Here is a 17,433-nt window from a genome sequence, read left to right as displayed (position 1 = left end):
CACCTTTCTAATTGACACGTTTTCCATTGTGACCGAAGGGCGTCTGGGCGTGAAGGGCAAACTTGGAGGGCGCATACCTTCCATCCATCATGCGCTCGATAAGGCCCTCGAGTTCAAGCGAACCCAGGAGTTTGAGTACGCCGACAGCATCGAGCGAGACGAGCGCCGCGATGTCGTCGACCTTGAGCGGAGAGGCGATGAGCGCATGCATCACGGTCTGCTGTGTTGGATTCAGGTCGGCAATGCCGGGAGCATCGGGGCGAGAGTAGCGCAGGGTGCCGTAGATGCGTGAGATAGCCATCTCGATAGATTCCTCGTCGATGATGCAGCAGGCACCGTTCGCAATGAGGTAATTCGTGCCACGCGACTCGGGCGATAGGATCGACCCCGGCACGGCAAGAAGTTCGCGCCCCAAATCCATAGCAGCCTCGGCTGTAGAAAACGTCCCGGAAGGCATACCCGCCTCGGATACAAAGAGGGCTTGCGACAGGGCCGCGATCACGCGATTGCGGCGCGGAAAGGCAAACTTGCGCGGCCCCATGCCCCACGGAAAGATCGACACGACCGCGCCACCCGTATCGAGCGTGCGTGTAATAAGCCCCGCGCTCGAACGCGGGTAGACCACGTCGGCGCCCGTCCCCAGCACCACGACGTGTTTGCCGCCGGCGTTGACCGCAGCCCAACCCGAGGCTTGGTCACAACCGACGGCGCCGCCCGAAACTACCGTCACTCCCGCCTCGACCGCAACCTTTGCCGCAAGCTCTGCCACGGCAAGACCATACGGCGAGGCCTTGCGCGCGCCGATGATGGAGAGCGCGGGTGTCGAAAGCACCTCGGGATTGCCGCGCACATAGAACGTCTGGGGTACATCAGAAAGCTCCAAAACGGTCTCGGGATACAATGCATCACCTGGATGCAGCTCGAAGGTCCCCTCGGCCATCATTGGTCCCTCCTTCCCTGGTACATCGCCGCCTCGAGCACGTGGTCCTGCGTCACTTGCTCGCTCTCGGCGACATCTGCGATCGTACGCGCGATACGCACCAGGCGCACGATACCGCGGCCCGTGAGATGCGTGCGCTTCGACAGGCCGAGCACACACTTCTCCGCCGCATCATCGAGCTCGAAGGTCGAAACGACGCCGTCAATGGACCGCGTCTTGTCATCCTCGGCCTCGGCATCCGCATCGTCCATACGGGATTCGCGCCAAGCGCGAAAGGCGCGACCGCGCACAACGTAGTCACGTAACTCGGCCGACGACATACCCTCCGCACCCTCGATAATCACTTGGGGGTCGGGACGGGTCACATCGATCATCATGTCGATACGGTCGGCCAAAGGACCGCGCAGTTTAGCCCGATAGCGCTCCACCATCGATGCCGAGCAGCGGCATGGCACCTCACGGTCGCCCAAAAAGCCGCAGGGGCAGGGATTGCTTGCAGCGAGCAGCTGAAAGCGCGACGGGAAGGTAAAGGCCCCGTCGACGCGTACGATCCTCACATAGCCGCGTTCGATGGGCTGACGCAGCGTCTGCAGCACACCCGTGGGAAACTCGGCAAGCTCGTCCAAAAAGAGCACGCCGCCATGAGCTAGGCTAATTTCGCCCGGATGTACTGGACGTCCGCCGCCGATGAGGCCCGCGGTCGAAATGCTGTGATGCGGGCTGCGGAAGGGCCGGTGCCCCGCCAATAAGCCATCGATGTTCTCGCCCAAGACCGAATGGATGCACAGTGCCTCCTGCTGATCCTCAACGGAAAGCTCGGGCAGGATGCCGGTCATACGACGCGCGAGCATCGTCTTGCCCGATCCCGGGGACCCGATCATAAGCAAACCGAGCTCACCCGCTGCCGCCAGTGCCATGCCGCGTTTGGCAACCTCCTGCCCCAGCACGTCGGCATAGTCGAGTTCGGGCTCAAAAGTAGCCTCCACACCCTCGGAATCCAGATAATGCCGCGCGGCATCGCCCATACCATGAGCAAGCTGAGACAAATGATCGATGAATCCGCAATCCACGCCCGCGAGTGGCACATGCTGGTCTGATCTGCCGGCGATAAAAGACAGCCCCATGTCGCGAGCCAGCAGCTGAAACGCCACCTCGCCCTTGACAGGAAGCACCGTACCGTCCAAGCCAAGCTCACCTGCGATAAGACAACGATCGAGGTTGTCGCGGGGAATCTGACCATCGGCCGCCAAGACCGCGATGGCAATGGGCAAATCAAAGCCGCTACCGGTCTTGCGAATATCGCCGGGCGCCAGATTGACCGTAATGCCCGAGCGCGGGATCTCGAACCCGGCGGAGCGCATCGCGCAGCGAATGCGACCACGCGACTCCATCACCTCCATACTCGGAATGCCGAGCATCTGAATGCCCGGAACGCCGCCGGCAAGCGAGACCTCGACCGTGACGGGAATCGCCTCGACGCCGCGGATGCAGGCCGCGTGAACGGCAAACGTCTCAAACGCCATCACGACACCTGCCAATCGAACGCGTTGTACTGGTGCTCGATCTCGGCGATATGCCCGCCGCGAATGGTGACGCCCACGGCATCGAAGCGAATCGCCTTGAGCGGATAATGCTCCATAAGATAGCAGCTTGCGATGCGGCGGTAGCGGCGTTGCTTTTGGGCGTCCACGGCCTCCTCGGGAAAGACCCGCGTGGTGCAATCCAGGGCGACGCGTCTGGTCTTGACCTCGGCCATCACCACGACATCGTCGAGCTCATCAAGCAGCACCAGATCGGCCTCGCCCTCGGTGCAACGATAACCCTGTTCCAGCAAGGTGTAGCCGCGCTCGTTAAAGTAGTCGATGGTGATCAACTCGCCCAGCATACCCAGCTCGCGGGGGCTGAGCCCCTTGATAAACTCGGGCGTCATCGCCCCGCAGTCGAGCTCACCGTTTTCCCAACGCTCCTTGAGCTGCTGTGTCTTGCTCTTTTTGCTTGCGGCACTCATGGGGTCTCCTTTCCCGCACACTGCAGTGCCCCGATGATGAGGGCACCTTTCATGCGGGTAAGTACCGGAAGCTAACCAAAAGCTGACCAAATGCCGTCAAAAAACGGGCCGTACGCAGCAATGTTGTTGCATACGGCCCGCTAGCAGCAGGTTTATAAAACCCCAGGGGTCCCTGTCTCCACAATTGACCTAGAAAAGGCGCTCAGTCTGCAGAAAGTTTCCGCAAAAGCTCACGCGGTGCAGAGGACAAAGTCCATGTTTGCGAATCGCCTCGATGTGCTCGGGGCTTGCGTAGCCCTTCGACTCGGCTAGATGATACTCGGGATACTCGGCGTCGTACTCGACCATCATCTCGTCACGCGTCACCTTAGCCATGATGGACGCCGCGGCGATACAGGCGATTTTGGCATCGCCCTTCACCACATCGCGCTCGTTGGGAACGGCACCCAAAGGATTACCGTCCATGAGGACGCAGTCGGGTTCAAGCCCCGTATCGGCCACGGCACCCGCAACGGCGGTACGGATAGCGCGGGCCATACCCATCTCATCGATATCTGCAGGAGCGATATGGCAAAAGCCGATGGCAGTCGCCACCTCGGAAATCTTCACAGAGAGCAACTCGCGGCGCGCGGGCGTGAGCTTTTTGGAATCGTTGATACCCCAGACGCGCGGCTCCATAGGAAGACAGACGGCGCATACCGTCAAAGGACCGGCCACCGATCCGCGACCCACCTCGTCGACACCAACGACCACCCCATCGCCGCCAAGCTCATGCATAAGCTCGTACATGTCATTGACGCGCTCGCGCTCGGCAACCTCTTTGGAATGGCGTTTGAGGGCGCGTTCACAAGCCTTGATCACCTGCTGGCGCGGATCCTCGCGATAATGCTCTACGAGGGCGGGAATCTCCTCAAACGTAGCGCTCGCCAACTCACCGGCAACCTGCGATGCCGAAACCGAGCTCGTCATGTTGGCCATACCAGACCCTCCTTGCATGCAAATCAGATAAAAAGAAGGGCCACCCGAAGGTGACCCTTGTGTCCAAACGAGTGGACAGACGCTGCGATCTTCTTAGCGCTTCTCGGGGATGCGAGCAGCCTTGCCCACCTTGTCGCGGAGGTAGTACAGCTTGGCGCGACGGACGCGACCATGACGAACGACCTCGAGCTTGGCGATCTTGGGGCTGTGAAGCGGGAAGGTACGCTCAACACCGACACCGAAGGACATCTTGCGGACGGTGAAGGTCTCGCGGGCACCGGCGCCGGCCATGCGGATGACGTCGCCCTGGAAGACCTGAATGCGCTCGCGGTCGCCTTCCTTAATGCGGTAGTGAACCTTGACGTTGTCGGCGACGCGAACCTGAGGAATGTCCTCGCGGATCTGCTGACGCTCGATTGCGCGGATGTAATCCATGTGCAATTCCTTACTCTTCTAGAGGTGCCGTACCACCTTGGCCGGCACGTAGTTGAACAAACGTATTCGAGTATACACGCGCGGGTTTCTGCTGCAAGAACAATTTTTTACGCAGACAAAAAGACAAAACCCGCACATGACAACCGCCCGTCTCACGAATGAGACGGGCGGCATGAAGGGGGGGCTACGCTAGGCGTCTAAACCCAAAACGTTAGGCGGAACGCTTAGCCTCGAGCTTGGCCTGAGCGGCAGCCAGGCGTGCGAGGGGCACGCGGTAGGGCGAGCAGGACACATAGTCCACATCGGCCACGTTAAACAGGCCCTTGATGGACTTGGGGTCGCCGCCGTGCTCACCGCACACGCCAAAGTGCATGTCGGGGTTGGTGGCGCGGCCCTTCTCGACAGCCATGCGCACCAGCTCGAGTACTGCCGTATCGATGGTCTCGAAGGGGTTGTCCTTTAAGATCTTCTTGTGCATGTACAGCGGGATGAACTTGGCCTCGGCATCGTCGCGGGAGAAGCCGAAGGTGGTCTGGGTGAGGTCGTTGGTGCCAAAGCAGAAGAAGTCGGCATGATGGGCGATCTCGTCAGCGACCATGCAGGCACGCGGCAGCTCGAGCATCGTGCCCACGGGAATATTGAGCTCGACGCCCTCCTCAGCGGAAACCTCAGCGATCACGCGCTCGATAACCTCGCGGGTCTGGACATGCTCGGCCGTGATGGAAACGAGCGGAACCATGATCTCGGGGCGCGGGTCGACGCCTTCCTTGATAAGGCGGGCAGCAGCCGTGGCGACGGCGCGAACCTGCATGAGCGGCAGATCGCTAAAGACGACGGACAGACGTACGCCGCGTAGGCCGAGCATCGGGTTGGACTCGACCATGCCGTCGATACGACGCAGGCGGGCGCGCAGAGTGGCAAGCTCTTCCTCGCTGGCGCCAGCGGCTTCCTTCTTGGTGATGGCGACCTCGAGCTCGCGAGGATTATCCAGGAACTCATGAAGCGGCGGATCGAGCAGGCGGACGACCACGTCGCGACCGGACATAGTCTTGAACATCGCCAGGAAGTCCTCGGTCTGAACCTTCAGCAGATCGGCGAGCGCCTGCTGCTTTACGGCCTCGTCGTCGGACAGGATGAAGCTCTGGATGATATTCTTGCGATCGCCCAGGAACATGTGCTCGGTGCGGCACAGGCCGATGGCCTCGGCACCAAACTCGAGGGCGAGCGCGGCATCCTCGGGGTTGTCGGCGTTGACGCGCACGTGGTTGGCGTGGCCATCGGTCTCGTCCAGACGAATCTCGTTGGCCCAGGACAGGATGGTGTCCAGGTCGCCGGTGAGCTCGGCCGAAACCAGGTCAACGGCGCCGTCAACGACGATACCCTGGGTGCCGTCGATGGAGATGACATCGCCCTCGTGCAGCACGCGGTCGCTGCCCTCGATGCGCACGACCTTCTCGGCGGCGTCGATATGGAAGCGTTCGACGCCGCAGACGCAAGGCGTACCCATGCCGCGGGCGATAACGGCGGCATGGCTCGTCTTGCCACCGTGGCTGGTCAGGATGCCCTCGGCGGCGACCATGCCCTTCAGGTCGTCGGGGTTGGTCTCCCAACGAACCAGGATAACCTTGTGACCCTCGTTGGCGCGCGCGACGGCGTCGTCGCTCGAGAACACGACCTCGCCCACAGCGGCACCGGGGCTGGCGTTCAGACCGCTGGCCAGGGCCTCGTACTTCTTGGAGGCGTCAAACTGCGGGTGCAGGAGCTGGTCGAGCTGCGCGGGATCGATGCGGTTTACGGCCTCCTCGCGGGTGATCAGGCCCTCCTCGACCATTTCGATAGCGATGCGCAGAGCGGCGGTTGCGGTACGCTTGCCTACGCGGGTCTGGAGCATCCAGAGCTTGCCCTGCTCGATGGTGAACTCGATATCGCACATATCGCGGTAATGATCCTCGAGCGTCAGGAACACGCGCTCGAGCTCCTCACCCGCAGACTCGAGGCCCGGGGTGGCCTTGAGGTCGGCGATGGGCTCGGTGTTGCGGATGCCGGCGACAACGTCCTCGCCCTGGGCGTTAACCAAAAAGTCACCGTAGAACTCCTTGGCGCCGTCGGCCGGGTTGCGCGTAAAGGCGACGCCGGTCGCGGAGGTCTCACCCTTGTTGCCAAAGGCCATGGCTTGGACGTTGACGGCAGTACCGAGCTCGTCGGAGATGCCGTGCTGTTTGCGGTAGATGCAGGCGCGCTCGTTCATCCAGCTGCCAAAGACGGCCTGGATGGCAAGACGCAGCTGAAGCTCAGGATCGTGCGGGAAGACGGGCTTGCCGTCGGCGACCTCGAGCTCGGGATACAGGGCGGCCTCGACGTTCTCGGAGAAGATGCCCTTGAAGGTCTCGACGAGCTCCTGCAGATCCTCGGCCGAAAGCTCGGAGTCGACGCGGACTCCAGCGACCAGGCGGGCCTGGGTCAGGGCATTCTCGAATAGGTCGGCGTCAACGCCCATGACAACGTTGGAGAACATCTGGATAAAGCGACGGTAGCTATCCCAGGCAAAGCGCGGGTTCTGCGTCTGCGCGATGAGACCCTGAACGGAGTCGTCGTTGAGACCCAAGTTGAGGACCGTGTCCATCATGCCGGGCATGGAAAACGGAGCGCCCGAGCGAACCGACACGAGCAGCGGATCATTGTCGTCACCGAGCTTCTTGCCACAGCGGGCCTCGAGGTCGGCCTCGGCGGCAACGATCTCATCGAGTGCGCCTTCGGGCCAGACGTTGCCGGCGCCGGAGTACTCGACACAGGTCTGGCAGGTAATGGTAAAGCCACCGGGAACCGGCAGGCCGATGCGGCTCATCTCGGCAAGGTTTGCGCCCTTGCCGCCAAGCACGAAGTTCATGGACTTGTCGCCCTCAGTGACACAGGTGCCCTGGGCGTCGGTTCCAAAACGGTAAACCCTCTTGCAATCGCTCACGATACTTCCCCTTCCATGCGCTTACGCGCACGACCGTGGTAACGAATCGACCCGCCGGATGCGGGCCGTGAGGGAACTATACGGCCGGATTTGAACGGGCTTGAGCAGAGGATACGCGGTTTGGTAAACGTGATAAATATAGCGGTAAACGGTAGGTAAAGGTGGTTACCTTATGAAGATACCAATACAAGAAACTTGCAGTTCAAATGCCAGTTTCTTGCTAAATCGCTTTACCTTATCATGCATTATTTTTAGTTAGTTATTTTAGGCGGGGCATTTTTAGCTATCCCAATAAGCTAGCTTTGTTGGGCTCGACGGACGGCGCGGCGGGCACGGGCTTCTTGGATTTCCTCCAAGTGGCTGATGATCTCGGCAGCGCTCTCCTCGATGGCTTTGCCGTCGGTACGCACCACAAAGCAACCAAGGCGCTTCATAAGGGCACGGGCTTCCTCGAGCTCGCTGCGCACACTCTCGGGCTCGGCATAGGAGCCGGCAACGGCACGGGCGTAATCATCGCCCAAGCGGCTATCGCGAATTTCGGAAATCACATCGACGGTCGAAATCAGGCCGAATAACCGCATCGGGTCGACCTCGTAAATCGACTTGGGCGGCTCCATGCCATGGGCCAAAGGAACATTGGCAACCTTGTAACCTTGATAGGCCAAATACATCGACAGCGGCGTCTTGGACGTGCGCGATACGCCCAACAGCACGATATCGGCACCCGACAGATCGTCGCAACCGCGCCCGTCATCGTGCTCAACGAAATACTCCATGGCCTCGATACGATGGAAATAGCGGTCATCGGTCTTGTGAATCACGCCCGCAACGCCCTTGGGCGGCACGCCGACAAGCGACGACAGCACGGCGAGCGTCGGACCGATCAGGTCGACCGAGCGAATGTGCAGCATGCCCAAGTAGTCGAGCACACGAGCACGAAGGGCCGGATCGACAATGGTGTGGAACACGGCGATATCGCGATGGTCGGCATCGACGCGCGGCCCCACAAATGACTTGACCTGCTCCACGGAGGCCACCTTGGGCAGGCGCAAAACGCGAAAAGCCCCTTCATCAAATTGCCCGGACGCCGCAAGCACCACCTCACAAGCGGTATCGCCGAGAGAGTCGGAGATAACGATAACGGTGGGACGAACGGCGACCGGGCAATCCATGCGGGGCTCCTTTTGCGCTTACGCGCAGGCTGGCTTACTTTTTGCGGGCAAGCTCACCGATGTTGGCGATACCAGAGAAAACGGCCTCGAAGCGGTTGAGCAGCTTAAGGCGATTATCGCGGAGCTGCTCGTCCTTGTCCATGACCATAACCTCGTCGAAGAAGCGGTCGATGGGGGCACGCAGAGCTGCAAGGGCGGCAAATGCGGCCGGGTAATCCTCGGCAGCAAGGGCGGCATCAACAGCGGTCTGAGCGGCCTCGGAGGCGTCGGCGAGCGCGAGCTCGGCCTCGCCCATCAGGCTGCGGTCGTACTCCGCACCCAGCTCGGGCTTGGAGATGTGCGCGGCGCGGGCATAGGCGGTAGCCAGGTTGTCGAAGGTCTCGGCATCGTTCTTGCGGGCCTCGTCGAGCGCGGCGCAGCGGGCGAAGAAGACGGACGGGGCGATGATGTGCACCGCGGAGACGGCGGCAACGGTATCGGCCGGGATCTTTTCGTCGCGGGCCATGCTCACAAGGCGGCCATGGAAGAAGTCGCGAACCTGCTGGGCGACCTCGGCGGCGTCGAACTCAATGCCCCGCTCACTGTAAAGCTCGAGGGCGAAGTCGATGAGCGACGTGGGGTCGATCGGCAGACGGTCGCGCAGGATGTTGATGATGCCGATAGCGGCACGACGCAGCGCGTAGGGGTCGGAGGAGCCGGTCGGGGGCTCGCCGATGGCAAAGATACCGGCGATGGTATCGAGCTTGTCGGCGCAGGCCACGATGCAGCCAGCGGTGCCCTCGGGCAGCTCGTCACCGGCAAAGCGGGGACGATAATGATCGCGAATGGCGTGGGCAACCTCGTCGTTCTCCCCCATCGCGGTCGCGTAATAACCGCCCATCACGCCCTGCTGGCTCGTGAACTCGACGACGGCGTTGGACACCAGGTCTGCCTTGCACAGGTGCGCGGCGCGAGCAGCGTCGGCGGCAAGATGGGCGCCCAGATGAGCCTCGCGGGCGATAGCGAGCGCGAGCTGCTCGATGCGCTCGGACTTGGCGAGCACGCTACCGAGCTTCTCCTGGAAGGCAACCTTGGCCAGACGCTCACGGAATTCGTCGAGGGAGATCTTCAGGTCCTCCTCGTAGAAGAACTTTGCGTCGTCCAGACGGGCGCGCACGACGCGCTCGTTGCCGTCGATCACGCGCTCGGCGTTCTCGGGCTTGCTGTTGGAGACGACCACGAACTCACGCGTGAGCTTGCCCTCGCCGTCATAGATCGGGAAGTAGCGCTGGTTGGTGAGCATGGACTCGCAGATGATCTCGTGCGGGACCTTGAGGAACTCCTCATCGAAGGTACCGACGAGCACCGTCGGCCACTCGCAGAGGTTGATAACCTCCTCGAAGACCTTCTTGGGCGTATCGACATGGCAGCCGGGGCGGGCAGCCTCGACCTCGGCGATACCGGCGAGGATGGCCTCACGACGACGCTCGGCAGAAAGCACGCCGGCGTCCTCGAGCACCTGCTCGTAGACGGCGGGGCTGGCAACCACATGGTCACCAGGGCCAAGTACGCGATGACCACGCGTGGTGTTGCCGCTCGTCACGTCGGCAAACGACACAGGCACAACATCCTCGCCCAAAAGGCAGCAGATCCAACGGACCGGACGAACAAAGGTCGCGTGCTCGTGGCCCCAGCGCTGGCTGCGGTAGTTGGGCCACTGCAGGCCGGCAATAGTCTTCTCGCACAGAGCGGTCAGAATCGGGGTTGCCGGTGCGGAGGGAATATTCTTCTCGGCGAACACATACTCGCGACCGTCAGTGTCCTCGCGACGGACCAGGTCCTCGGCAGCCACACCGCACTTGCGGGCAAAGCCCTGGGCGGCCTTGGTGGCGTTACCGTCAGCGTCGAAGGCAATGTTGGCCGCGGGGCCACGCTTGACCTCGTGAACCTCATCGGTCGCGGTGGCGACGTCGGCAACGAGTGCAGCCAGGCGACGCGGACTCGAGATCACGCGGACCTCGCCGTGGGCCAGACCGGCCTCGTCGAGGCCCTTGGCGATCATGGTGCCAAGCTGCTTGACGGCATTGTTCAGCGGTGCAGAGGGCATTTCCTCCGTACCGATCTCAAACAGGAAATCCTTAGCGTCTGCCATGGCTTACGCCACCTCGCCTTCCTGGTCGGCATTCTCGTTGACTCCGGCGACCTCGGCCATGTAGGCCTCGCAGCACGCCTTGGCGACGGCGCGGACGCGCAGGATGTAGTTGGCACGCTCGACCGCGGACAGCGCGCCACGGGCATCGAGCAGGTTGAAGGCGTGGCTGCACTTCATGACGCAGTCGTACGCCGGCAGCGGCAGCTTGCGCTCCAGACAGGAGTGGCACTCGGCCTCGTAGTCGTCAAACTTCTGACGCATCATCTCGACGTTGGCAACCTCAAAGTTGTAGGCGCTGAACTCGCGCTCGTTCTCGAGGAACACGTCACCATAGGTCATGGGCGTGCCGTCGGGCAGGTAGCTCCACACCAGGTCGTAGACCGAGTTGACGCCCTGGGCGTACATGGCGATACGCTCCAGGCCATAGGTGATCTCGACGGGCACGGGGTCGACCTCGATGCCGCCCACCTGCTGGAAGTACGTAAACTGCGTGACCTCCATGCCATTGAGCCAGACCTCCCAGCCAAGGCCCCAGGCGCCAAGGGTCGGGCTCTCCCAGTCGTCCTCGACAAAGCGGACGTCATGGTCGTTGGGGTCCAGGCCGATAGCGGCAAGAGACCCCAGGTAAAGCTCCTGGGCGTTTACCGGCGACGGCTTAATGAGCACCTGGAACTGATAGTAGTGCTGCATGCGGTTGGGGTTTTCGCCGTAGCGGCCGTCGGCAGGACGGCGGCAGGGCTGCGCATAGCAGGTGCGCCACTCGGCGGGACCGAGCGAGCGCAGCGTGGTCGCGGTATGGAAGGTACCGGCACCGACCTCGGAGTCATAGGGCTGCATAATGACGCAGCCCTGCTCGCCCCAGTACTGCTGGAGGCGCAGGATGATGTCTTGGAAGGAAAGCGATGAAGCGTTCATGCCTCTAATATCCCCTCGTCGAAACGATTACACGGTTAGGTACTGTACTATAGCGGTTTTTAGTCGATAGCGCCGATGCGGTTGAGCGGCCAGTAGCGAACGAGTGCCACGGCCATTAAATCGGAGCGGTCGACCGGCCCAAAATAGCGGGAGTCGGCTGAGTTCTCTCGGTTGTCGCCCATCACCCACACACACCCGTCGGGGACGGTGTAGGGATAGCTTACCTGAGCGCCGGGCGCTTGGACCGAAAGCGGCCAGCTCATGCCCGTCGTATAGTCCTCGTCGAGCGCTTGGCCGTCAACGACCACCTTGCCATCCTGCAGGTCGACCGTCTGGCCGGCCGTGGCAATAACGCGCTTGACAAGAACATCATGCTCGGAGGTGCCATCGGGGTTGTGAAACACCACGATATCGCCCTGCTTGACGGGCTGACCGAGCTCGAGGCTCACCTTTTGCGCCAGGATCTGGTCGCCAATCTCGATTGTGTCCTCCATAGAGCCGGTGGGCACCACAAAGGGCTCGACCACAAACGAGCGAATCAAGAAGGTGGCCACGAGCGCGATCGCGATGACCACGATCCACTCAAAAGCGCCCCTCAACGCGGAATGTTGCGTAGGAACCATTCTCACTCCTCGCTCTGCGAATACGAAGCGTCCAAAATCTCCTGCGCGTACGCACGCTCCTGTGGCGTAAGGCGCGCCGTCTCGATCAGGTCGGGACGCCAGCGGCAGGTGCGCTCGATGGCGTTCTTGCGACGCCAGGCATCGACCTTGGCGTGATCGCCGCTCACAAGCACCGGCGGCACGCCCTCGCCGTTGAACTCGGCGGGACGGGTGAACTGCGCGTACTCGAGCAGGCCTCCGTCCTCGGCGGTCGAGAACGACTCGTCGACGTTGCTCATCTCGTCACCAAGGGCGCCGGGAATCAGGCGTACGACGGCATCGGCTACGACCATAGCGGGCAGCTCGCCGCCCGTGAGCACGTAGTCGCCGATCGACAGACGCTCATCGGCATACGAATATGCACGCTCATCGACGCCCTCGTAACGGCTGCACACAAACAGCAGACGCTCGCTTTTGAGCAGGTGCTCGGCCACATACTGCGTAAAGGGCTCGCCGCAGGGCGTGAAAAACACCACAGTGGGCTTGGGGCCCTCGGAGCTGATGGCCTCGATTGCCTCGGCAATGGGCTCGACCTTCATGAGCATGCCCTGCCCGCCGCCATACGGCTCGTCATCGACGGTACGATGGCGGTCGTGCGTCCAGTCGCGCAGGTTATACGCCTTAAAATCAAAAAGGCCGGCCTTGCGGGCGCGGCCCAAAATCGACGTGGACATGACGGGCTCAAACATCTCGGGAAAGACCGAAAGGGTCTCAATCAGCATGCTGTCCTCCCTACTTGTCCATATCGATCAAGCCGTCCATAACGTGGACGGAAATTGTTCCTGTGTCGGGAAGATCGAGCACAACCTGCTCGATCACGGGAATCAGCACCTCGCCGTACCGACCACCCTCGACAACCCAAACATCGTTGGCGGGCGTCGACATGATCTCGACAATCGTGCCGAGCGAACCAAAGCGTTCGTCGACCACCTCGCGACCCATAAGGTCGGTATAGGCGGCGTCGAGCGAATCGAGCTCGAAGTCGTCACGATTGGCCAGCACGTAGCATCCGGTGATGCCCTCGGCAGCCGTCAAGTCGTCAATGCCCTCAAACGAGACCAGATCGCCATCGCCCGTATCGGTGACGGATACGACCGTGCAAAAACGGTCGCGCTTGAGCGCCGGCGGCGTCAAGGCGACGCGCATACCCGGCTCCAATACAGAAGGAAGCCCCCGCAGCGGCTGCGCGAGGACCTCCCCCTTCCTTCCGTGCGGCTTGACCACACGGGCGATATTTTTGTACTGGGACCTCAAGGTCCTAGCCCAGAACCTCTACCTCGACAGCAGTGTCGAGGCGAGCGGCCAGTGCACGGGCGAGCGTGCGAATGGCCTTGATGGTACGGCCACGACGGCCGATGACCTTAGCGACGTCATCCTCGGCAACCGAAACCTCAATTGTGGAGGCGTCGTCACCATCGATGACCTCAAGGCTCACGGAATCCGGGTCGTCGACGATCTGAACAACGAGATATTCGACGAGATCGGCGATGCGATCTGAGAGCATTGCCTCACCCTCGAGCTGTGCAGCGTCAACCTCAGGCACGATTTACTCCTCGGCGCCCTCAGCGGCCTCAGCGGCAGCCTTAGCGGCCTCGGCCTCTTTGGCGAGCTGCTTCTTGGACTTCTTGACGACGGTCTCGGTCTTCTCGCCCTCGTTGGCGGCCTTGACCAGAGCGGCGACGGCGTCGGTGAGCTGAGCGCCCTTGGACTGCCAGTCGGCAATCTTCTCGAGGTCGAGGTTGATGGTCTTGGGGGCGGTCATCGGGTTGTAGCGGCCAACCTCCTCGATGATACGACCGTCACGCGGGGCGCGGGAATCGGCGACGACGACACGGTAGTACGGACGCTTCTTAGCGCCGTGACGAGCAAGGCGAATCTTGACTGCCAAAGGAAACTCCTCCAACCAAGCAGCTTTAGGCTGCAACTACAAACAAACAGTTGAACATAATACGCCATCGACGCGGGCAGGTGAAGTCCGTGAGACCAACTTCTTCGGTGTAGTCGAGGGCAAATCCATATCTTAGACAAGAATTCGGGATTTGCAAGCACATACACGCACCCCACATGAGCTGCGCGGTATACTCATGACATGGAAAGACGCGAACATACATACGGTTATGAGGAAGCTGCAGGCGTCACACCGCCGCCCTGGACGGGTCCGGCGGTGGGCCTGATGGACCTCGATGCATTTTTTGCGAGCGTGGAGATGCTCGATCATCCCGAATGGCGCGGAAAGCCGCTCATCGTGGGCGGAGACGCCGAGTCACGCGGCGTCGTGTCCACGTGTTCGTACGAGGCACGTCGCTTTGGCGTGCATTCTGCCATGGCCTCGGCCGAGGCGCGGCGCCTGTGCCCGCAGGCCATTTGGACGCACGGACACTTTGATCGCTACCGTGAGGTGAGCGCGCAGGTCATGGCGATTCTTGCCGATGAGACACCGCGCGTGGAGCGCGTGTCCATCGACGAGGCCTTTATCGATATCACGCCAGGCCGCTTTGCACCCGAAGACCCGCTGCTGGTTGCGCGGCGTATAAGCGACCGCGTTGCGGCGCTGGGGGTGACGTGCTCCATCGGCGTTGGGTGCAACAAGACCGTGGCAAAAATCGCAAGCGAGCGCGACAAGCCGTTTGGGCTGACTATCGTGCGCCCCGGAACCGAGCAGCGCTTTTTGGCTGTGCTGCCGGTATCTGCTATGAGCGGAATCGGGCGTTCGGCCGAGGAGCGACTGCGTCGCATGCGCATCTATACACTCGGCGAGCTTTCACGCGCACCAGAGTCCACCCTGGCTGCAATTTTTGGCGTGAATGGCGAGCGCATGCGCCAGCGTGCTTTGGGGCTCGAAGTATCCGAGGTCACCAGCCTGGATGACGAACGTGAAGTTAAATCGGTGAGCAATGAGCGCACCTTTGCGAAGGATTTGACTGAGCGTGGGGATATCGAGGCGGCGATTGCGCTGCTGGGCGAGTCGGTTGGGCGCCGCCTACGTCGTCAAGGGCTGACGGGCGGAACCGTAACACTCAAGCTCAAATACTCTTACGGTAGCGGACGCACGGCACAGCGCCGCTTGCCCCACCCCACCGACGACGAGAATATCTTTGTGGCCGTAGCGCTCGAGCTGCTCGACAATATCTGGCAAGAAGGCATGCACGTGCGTCTGGCGGGTATCGGCATGAGCGACTTCAACCACCAAGGCGGTATCCAAACCGACCTGTTCTGCGAGATCGATGACCGCGGAGCCCAATCCAGCGACCGCCGCGACCTCTCCGTCGCCATCGACGCCGTCAGAGACAAATTCGGCGACACCGCCCTATCCTTCGGCCGCCAATCCCGCTTCAACGATTAACCGCCTTTGGGCAAAAAGAAAGCCGGGCAGGTGCGGAAAACCGCAACTGCCCGGCGAACGGTAGAGGGTAGCCTTAGAGAAGCCCCAGCCCAAATAAAGTCTTAGAGGAGGTTGAGGGGGAGCTGGGGAGCGTCGCCCCAGAGCTTCTCGAGACGGTAGAAGTCGCGTGCCTCGGGGGTGAAGACGTGGACGACAACCGAGCCGTAGTCCATGAGCATCCAGGTCTTCTGCTCGCGGCCCTCGATGGAAAACGGGTGCTCACCGCAAGCCTCGGCGACCTTCTCCTCGATCTCGTCGACGATAGAATCGACCTGACGGTTATTGGTACCGGTGGCGAGCACAAAGTAGTCGCACACGTCGGAGAGCTCGGTCAGATCGAGCACTTGCACGTCCTCGCCCTTCTTGTCGTAGGCGGCCTGCGCGGCGGCGCGGGCGACATCCTCGGCGGCGACGCCGCTCGCGGACAGCGAGGCAGCGGTGCGGTCGGACGTGGCAACGTAGCTCTTGTGCTCCACACCTTTAAGAATCTGCTCGTCGGTCATGGTCTCGTCGGCCATGGAATACCTCTTTCTAGACACACCCGAGCTAGCGCAGCTGGGCGTAATGGTTGTAAATCGTAATAGCCGTGGGATAAAGATAGCGCCCGGACTGGATCACGTAGACCAGACCCTGCGCAAAACAGGAGAAGAACAACTCGTCAAGCGTCGACTCCCCCACCATCTTTCGCAGCGCGTGGGCATAATCACCATGGCGGTTGGGCTCGATGGCATCGGCCACAAAGACCACCATATCGAGCGGCGTCATGTCGCAGGCGCCCACGGTGTGACGGTCGACAGCCTGGAAAACGGCCGGCGATAGCTCGGGAAATAGCTGCGGAAGCTCATAGGCGGCAACCGGGCCATGTAAAAGCGGCGTCGCGGCAGACGGAGAGCCGGCAATCTTAATGCCATAATGCAGAGCGCGCGTGACCAGCTCGTCGTCGGAGAGCACCTTGTCCCAGTCATGGATCAGGCCGGCGGCAGCGGCATCAAAGCGGTCGACACCGTATACCTCGGCTAGGTGCAGTGCAGTCTCGGCAACCCCGAGCGAATGAACGTAGCGCTTACGTTTATCCTTCATGCGCACATCGAGCAACTCGTGGATACGCGTCAACAATGCGCGCTTGTCGCCCTCAAACTGATCCTCTACCGACAACGTAGACCCCCATCACTCAAAATCTTCTTGACCCAGATCGGTATACAGCCCGCGTTTGCGAATATAGCCGAGCACGGACTCGCTCGTAAGATAGCGCACGCTCATGCCACGGGCAACTCGCTTGCGAATGTTGGTCGAGCTGATCGCCAGCGCCGGAATCTGGATATAACGCACGTCAAACGGCAGGCCCGACTCTTTGATTCGTGCACGAGCAGTATCGATGTCAAAGCCGGGACGTGTCGCAGCAATAAAGGTTGCCAGTTCGGCAATCTCATCAGCATTGTGCCAGGTCACAATATCGATAATCGCGTCGGCGCCCGTAATAAAGTAGAGCTTTACCTGAGGCGGGTAAAAGTCGCGAAGGGCATGAAGCGTATCGGCCGTATAGGTCACGCCAGGACGGTCGATCTCGAAACGGCTCGCCAAAAAAGCCGGATTCGCAGCGGTTGCGAGGACCGTCATGGCATAACGGTCCTCGGCAGGCGTCACCGGTTTGTCGAGCTTAAAGGCGGGAGAGCCGGCCGGCATAAAGAGCACGGCGTCCAAGTCGAGCGACTCGCGCGCCTGCTCAGCAGTAACCAAGTGCCCGTAATGAATCGGGTCGAAGGTGCCACCCATAATGCCAAGCCGAAACTCCTGCCCATCCTTGATAGGCAGCTCAGGCAGACCAATTCCACCGCGCAGCGACATGAC

General features: G+C 61.3%; 18 protein-coding genes. 1 reads left to right on the top strand and 17 read right to left on the bottom strand.

The window, feature by feature from the left end; genetic code table 11:
• Positions 1-7: 7 nt before the first annotated feature.
• The 14 genes from ABCP74_RS01875 to rpsP all read right to left on the bottom strand — a co-directional run bounded on the left by ABCP74_RS01875 (position 8) and on the right by rpsP (position 14,091).
• Positions 8-940, bottom strand: coding sequence for a DNA-processing protein DprA (locus ABCP74_RS01875; RefSeq protein ID WP_343000533.1), 933 nt, complete (start codon positions 938-940; stop codon positions 8-10).
• Entirely contained in the window at positions 940-2,463 is a 1,524-nt protein-coding gene (locus ABCP74_RS01870; RefSeq protein ID WP_343102189.1) for a YifB family Mg chelatase-like AAA ATPase, read from the bottom strand. The genes ABCP74_RS01875 and ABCP74_RS01870 overlap by 1 nt, the downstream gene beginning before the upstream one ends.
• Positions 2,463-2,948: a YraN family protein gene (locus ABCP74_RS01865; RefSeq protein ID WP_055285132.1), complete on the bottom strand. Its 486-nt coding sequence runs from the start codon at positions 2,946-2,948 to the stop codon at positions 2,463-2,465. Before ABCP74_RS01865 ends, ABCP74_RS01870 begins: the two co-directional genes overlap by 1 nt.
• Positions 2,949-3,137: 189 nt before the next feature.
• Positions 3,138-3,926 (bottom strand): ribonuclease HII, encoded by a 789-nt coding sequence (locus tag ABCP74_RS01860; protein ID WP_343000534.1) that lies wholly within the window; start codon positions 3,924-3,926, stop codon positions 3,138-3,140.
• A gap of 93 nt (positions 3,927-4,019) precedes the next feature.
• Positions 4,020-4,361 (bottom strand): 50S ribosomal protein L19, encoded by a 342-nt coding sequence (rplS, locus tag ABCP74_RS01855; protein ID WP_006236098.1) that lies wholly within the window; start codon positions 4,359-4,361, stop codon positions 4,020-4,022.
• A gap of 211 nt (positions 4,362-4,572) precedes the next feature.
• A complete protein-coding gene (gene ppdK, locus ABCP74_RS01850) occupies positions 4,573-7,323 on the bottom strand; it encodes a pyruvate, phosphate dikinase (protein WP_343000535.1) in 2,751 nt (916 codons plus the stop codon).
• A gap of 296 nt (positions 7,324-7,619) precedes the next feature.
• On the bottom strand, positions 7,620-8,495 hold the full coding sequence (locus ABCP74_RS01845) for a pyruvate, water dikinase regulatory protein (protein ID WP_343000536.1): 876 nt from the start codon (positions 8,493-8,495) through the stop codon (positions 7,620-7,622).
• A gap of 34 nt (positions 8,496-8,529) precedes the next feature.
• On the bottom strand, positions 8,530-10,626 hold the full coding sequence (gene glyS / locus ABCP74_RS01840) for a glycine--tRNA ligase subunit beta (RefSeq protein WP_343000537.1): 2,097 nt from the start codon (positions 10,624-10,626) through the stop codon (positions 8,530-8,532).
• A gap of 3 nt (positions 10,627-10,629) precedes the next feature.
• Positions 10,630-11,541 (bottom strand): glycine--tRNA ligase subunit alpha, encoded by a 912-nt coding sequence (locus tag ABCP74_RS01835; protein ID WP_006236091.1) that lies wholly within the window; start codon positions 11,539-11,541, stop codon positions 10,630-10,632.
• 59 nt (positions 11,542-11,600) lie between these two features.
• A complete protein-coding gene (lepB, locus tag ABCP74_RS01830) occupies positions 11,601-12,164 on the bottom strand; it encodes a signal peptidase I (RefSeq protein ID WP_271737969.1) in 564 nt (187 codons plus the stop codon).
• Between the two features lie 2 nt (positions 12,165-12,166).
• Positions 12,167-12,925: a tRNA (guanosine(37)-N1)-methyltransferase TrmD gene (gene trmD / locus ABCP74_RS01825; protein WP_343000538.1), complete on the bottom strand. Its 759-nt coding sequence runs from the start codon at positions 12,923-12,925 to the stop codon at positions 12,167-12,169.
• A gap of 10 nt (positions 12,926-12,935) precedes the next feature.
• Positions 12,936-13,427 (bottom strand): ribosome maturation factor RimM, encoded by a 492-nt coding sequence (gene rimM / locus ABCP74_RS01820; protein WP_343000615.1) that lies wholly within the window; start codon positions 13,425-13,427, stop codon positions 12,936-12,938.
• Between the two features lie 34 nt (positions 13,428-13,461).
• Positions 13,462-13,707, bottom strand: a complete 246-nt coding sequence (locus ABCP74_RS01815) for a KH domain-containing protein (protein WP_171021534.1) — start codon at positions 13,705-13,707, stop codon at positions 13,462-13,464.
• A 42-nt stretch (positions 13,708-13,749) separates the two neighbouring features.
• Positions 13,750-14,091 carry a 30S ribosomal protein S16 gene (rpsP, locus tag ABCP74_RS01810; RefSeq protein WP_022094749.1) on the bottom strand — a complete coding sequence of 114 codons (342 nt, stop codon included), beginning with the start codon at positions 14,089-14,091 and terminating at the stop codon, positions 13,750-13,752.
• A gap of 201 nt (positions 14,092-14,292) precedes the next feature.
• On the opposite strand from rpsP, the gene dinB reads away from it, so the two are divergent.
• Positions 14,293-15,546: a DNA polymerase IV gene (dinB, locus tag ABCP74_RS01805; protein ID WP_343000539.1), complete on the top strand. Its 1,254-nt coding sequence runs from the start codon at positions 14,293-14,295 to the stop codon at positions 15,544-15,546.
• A 101-nt stretch (positions 15,547-15,647) separates the two neighbouring features.
• On the opposite strand, the gene rsfS is transcribed toward dinB, so the two are convergent.
• The 3 genes from rsfS to nadD all read right to left on the bottom strand — a co-directional run bounded on the left by rsfS (position 15,648) and on the right by nadD (position 17,430).
• Positions 15,648-16,103: a ribosome silencing factor gene (gene rsfS / locus ABCP74_RS01800; protein WP_343000540.1), complete on the bottom strand. Its 456-nt coding sequence runs from the start codon at positions 16,101-16,103 to the stop codon at positions 15,648-15,650.
• Between the two features lie 28 nt (positions 16,104-16,131).
• Positions 16,132-16,665, bottom strand: a complete 534-nt coding sequence (gene yqeK / locus ABCP74_RS01795; protein ID WP_193221482.1) for a bis(5'-nucleosyl)-tetraphosphatase (symmetrical) YqeK — start codon at positions 16,663-16,665, stop codon at positions 16,132-16,134.
• A gap of 87 nt (positions 16,666-16,752) precedes the next feature.
• The gene (nadD, locus tag ABCP74_RS01790; RefSeq protein ID WP_343000541.1) at positions 16,753-17,430 is read right to left on the bottom strand and encodes a nicotinate-nucleotide adenylyltransferase; all 678 of its coding nucleotides are present in this window, start codon (positions 17,428-17,430) and stop codon (positions 16,753-16,755) included.
• Positions 17,431-17,433 lie beyond the last annotated feature (3 nt).

Source organism: Collinsella aerofaciens, assembly GCF_039062315.1.
In the GTDB taxonomy this organism is placed as follows: Bacteria; Actinomycetota; Coriobacteriia; order Coriobacteriales; family Coriobacteriaceae; genus Collinsella; species Collinsella aerofaciens_BG.
Note: the sequence above shows the minus strand (reverse complement) of the source record. Positions and strands in the feature narration are given on the sequence as shown.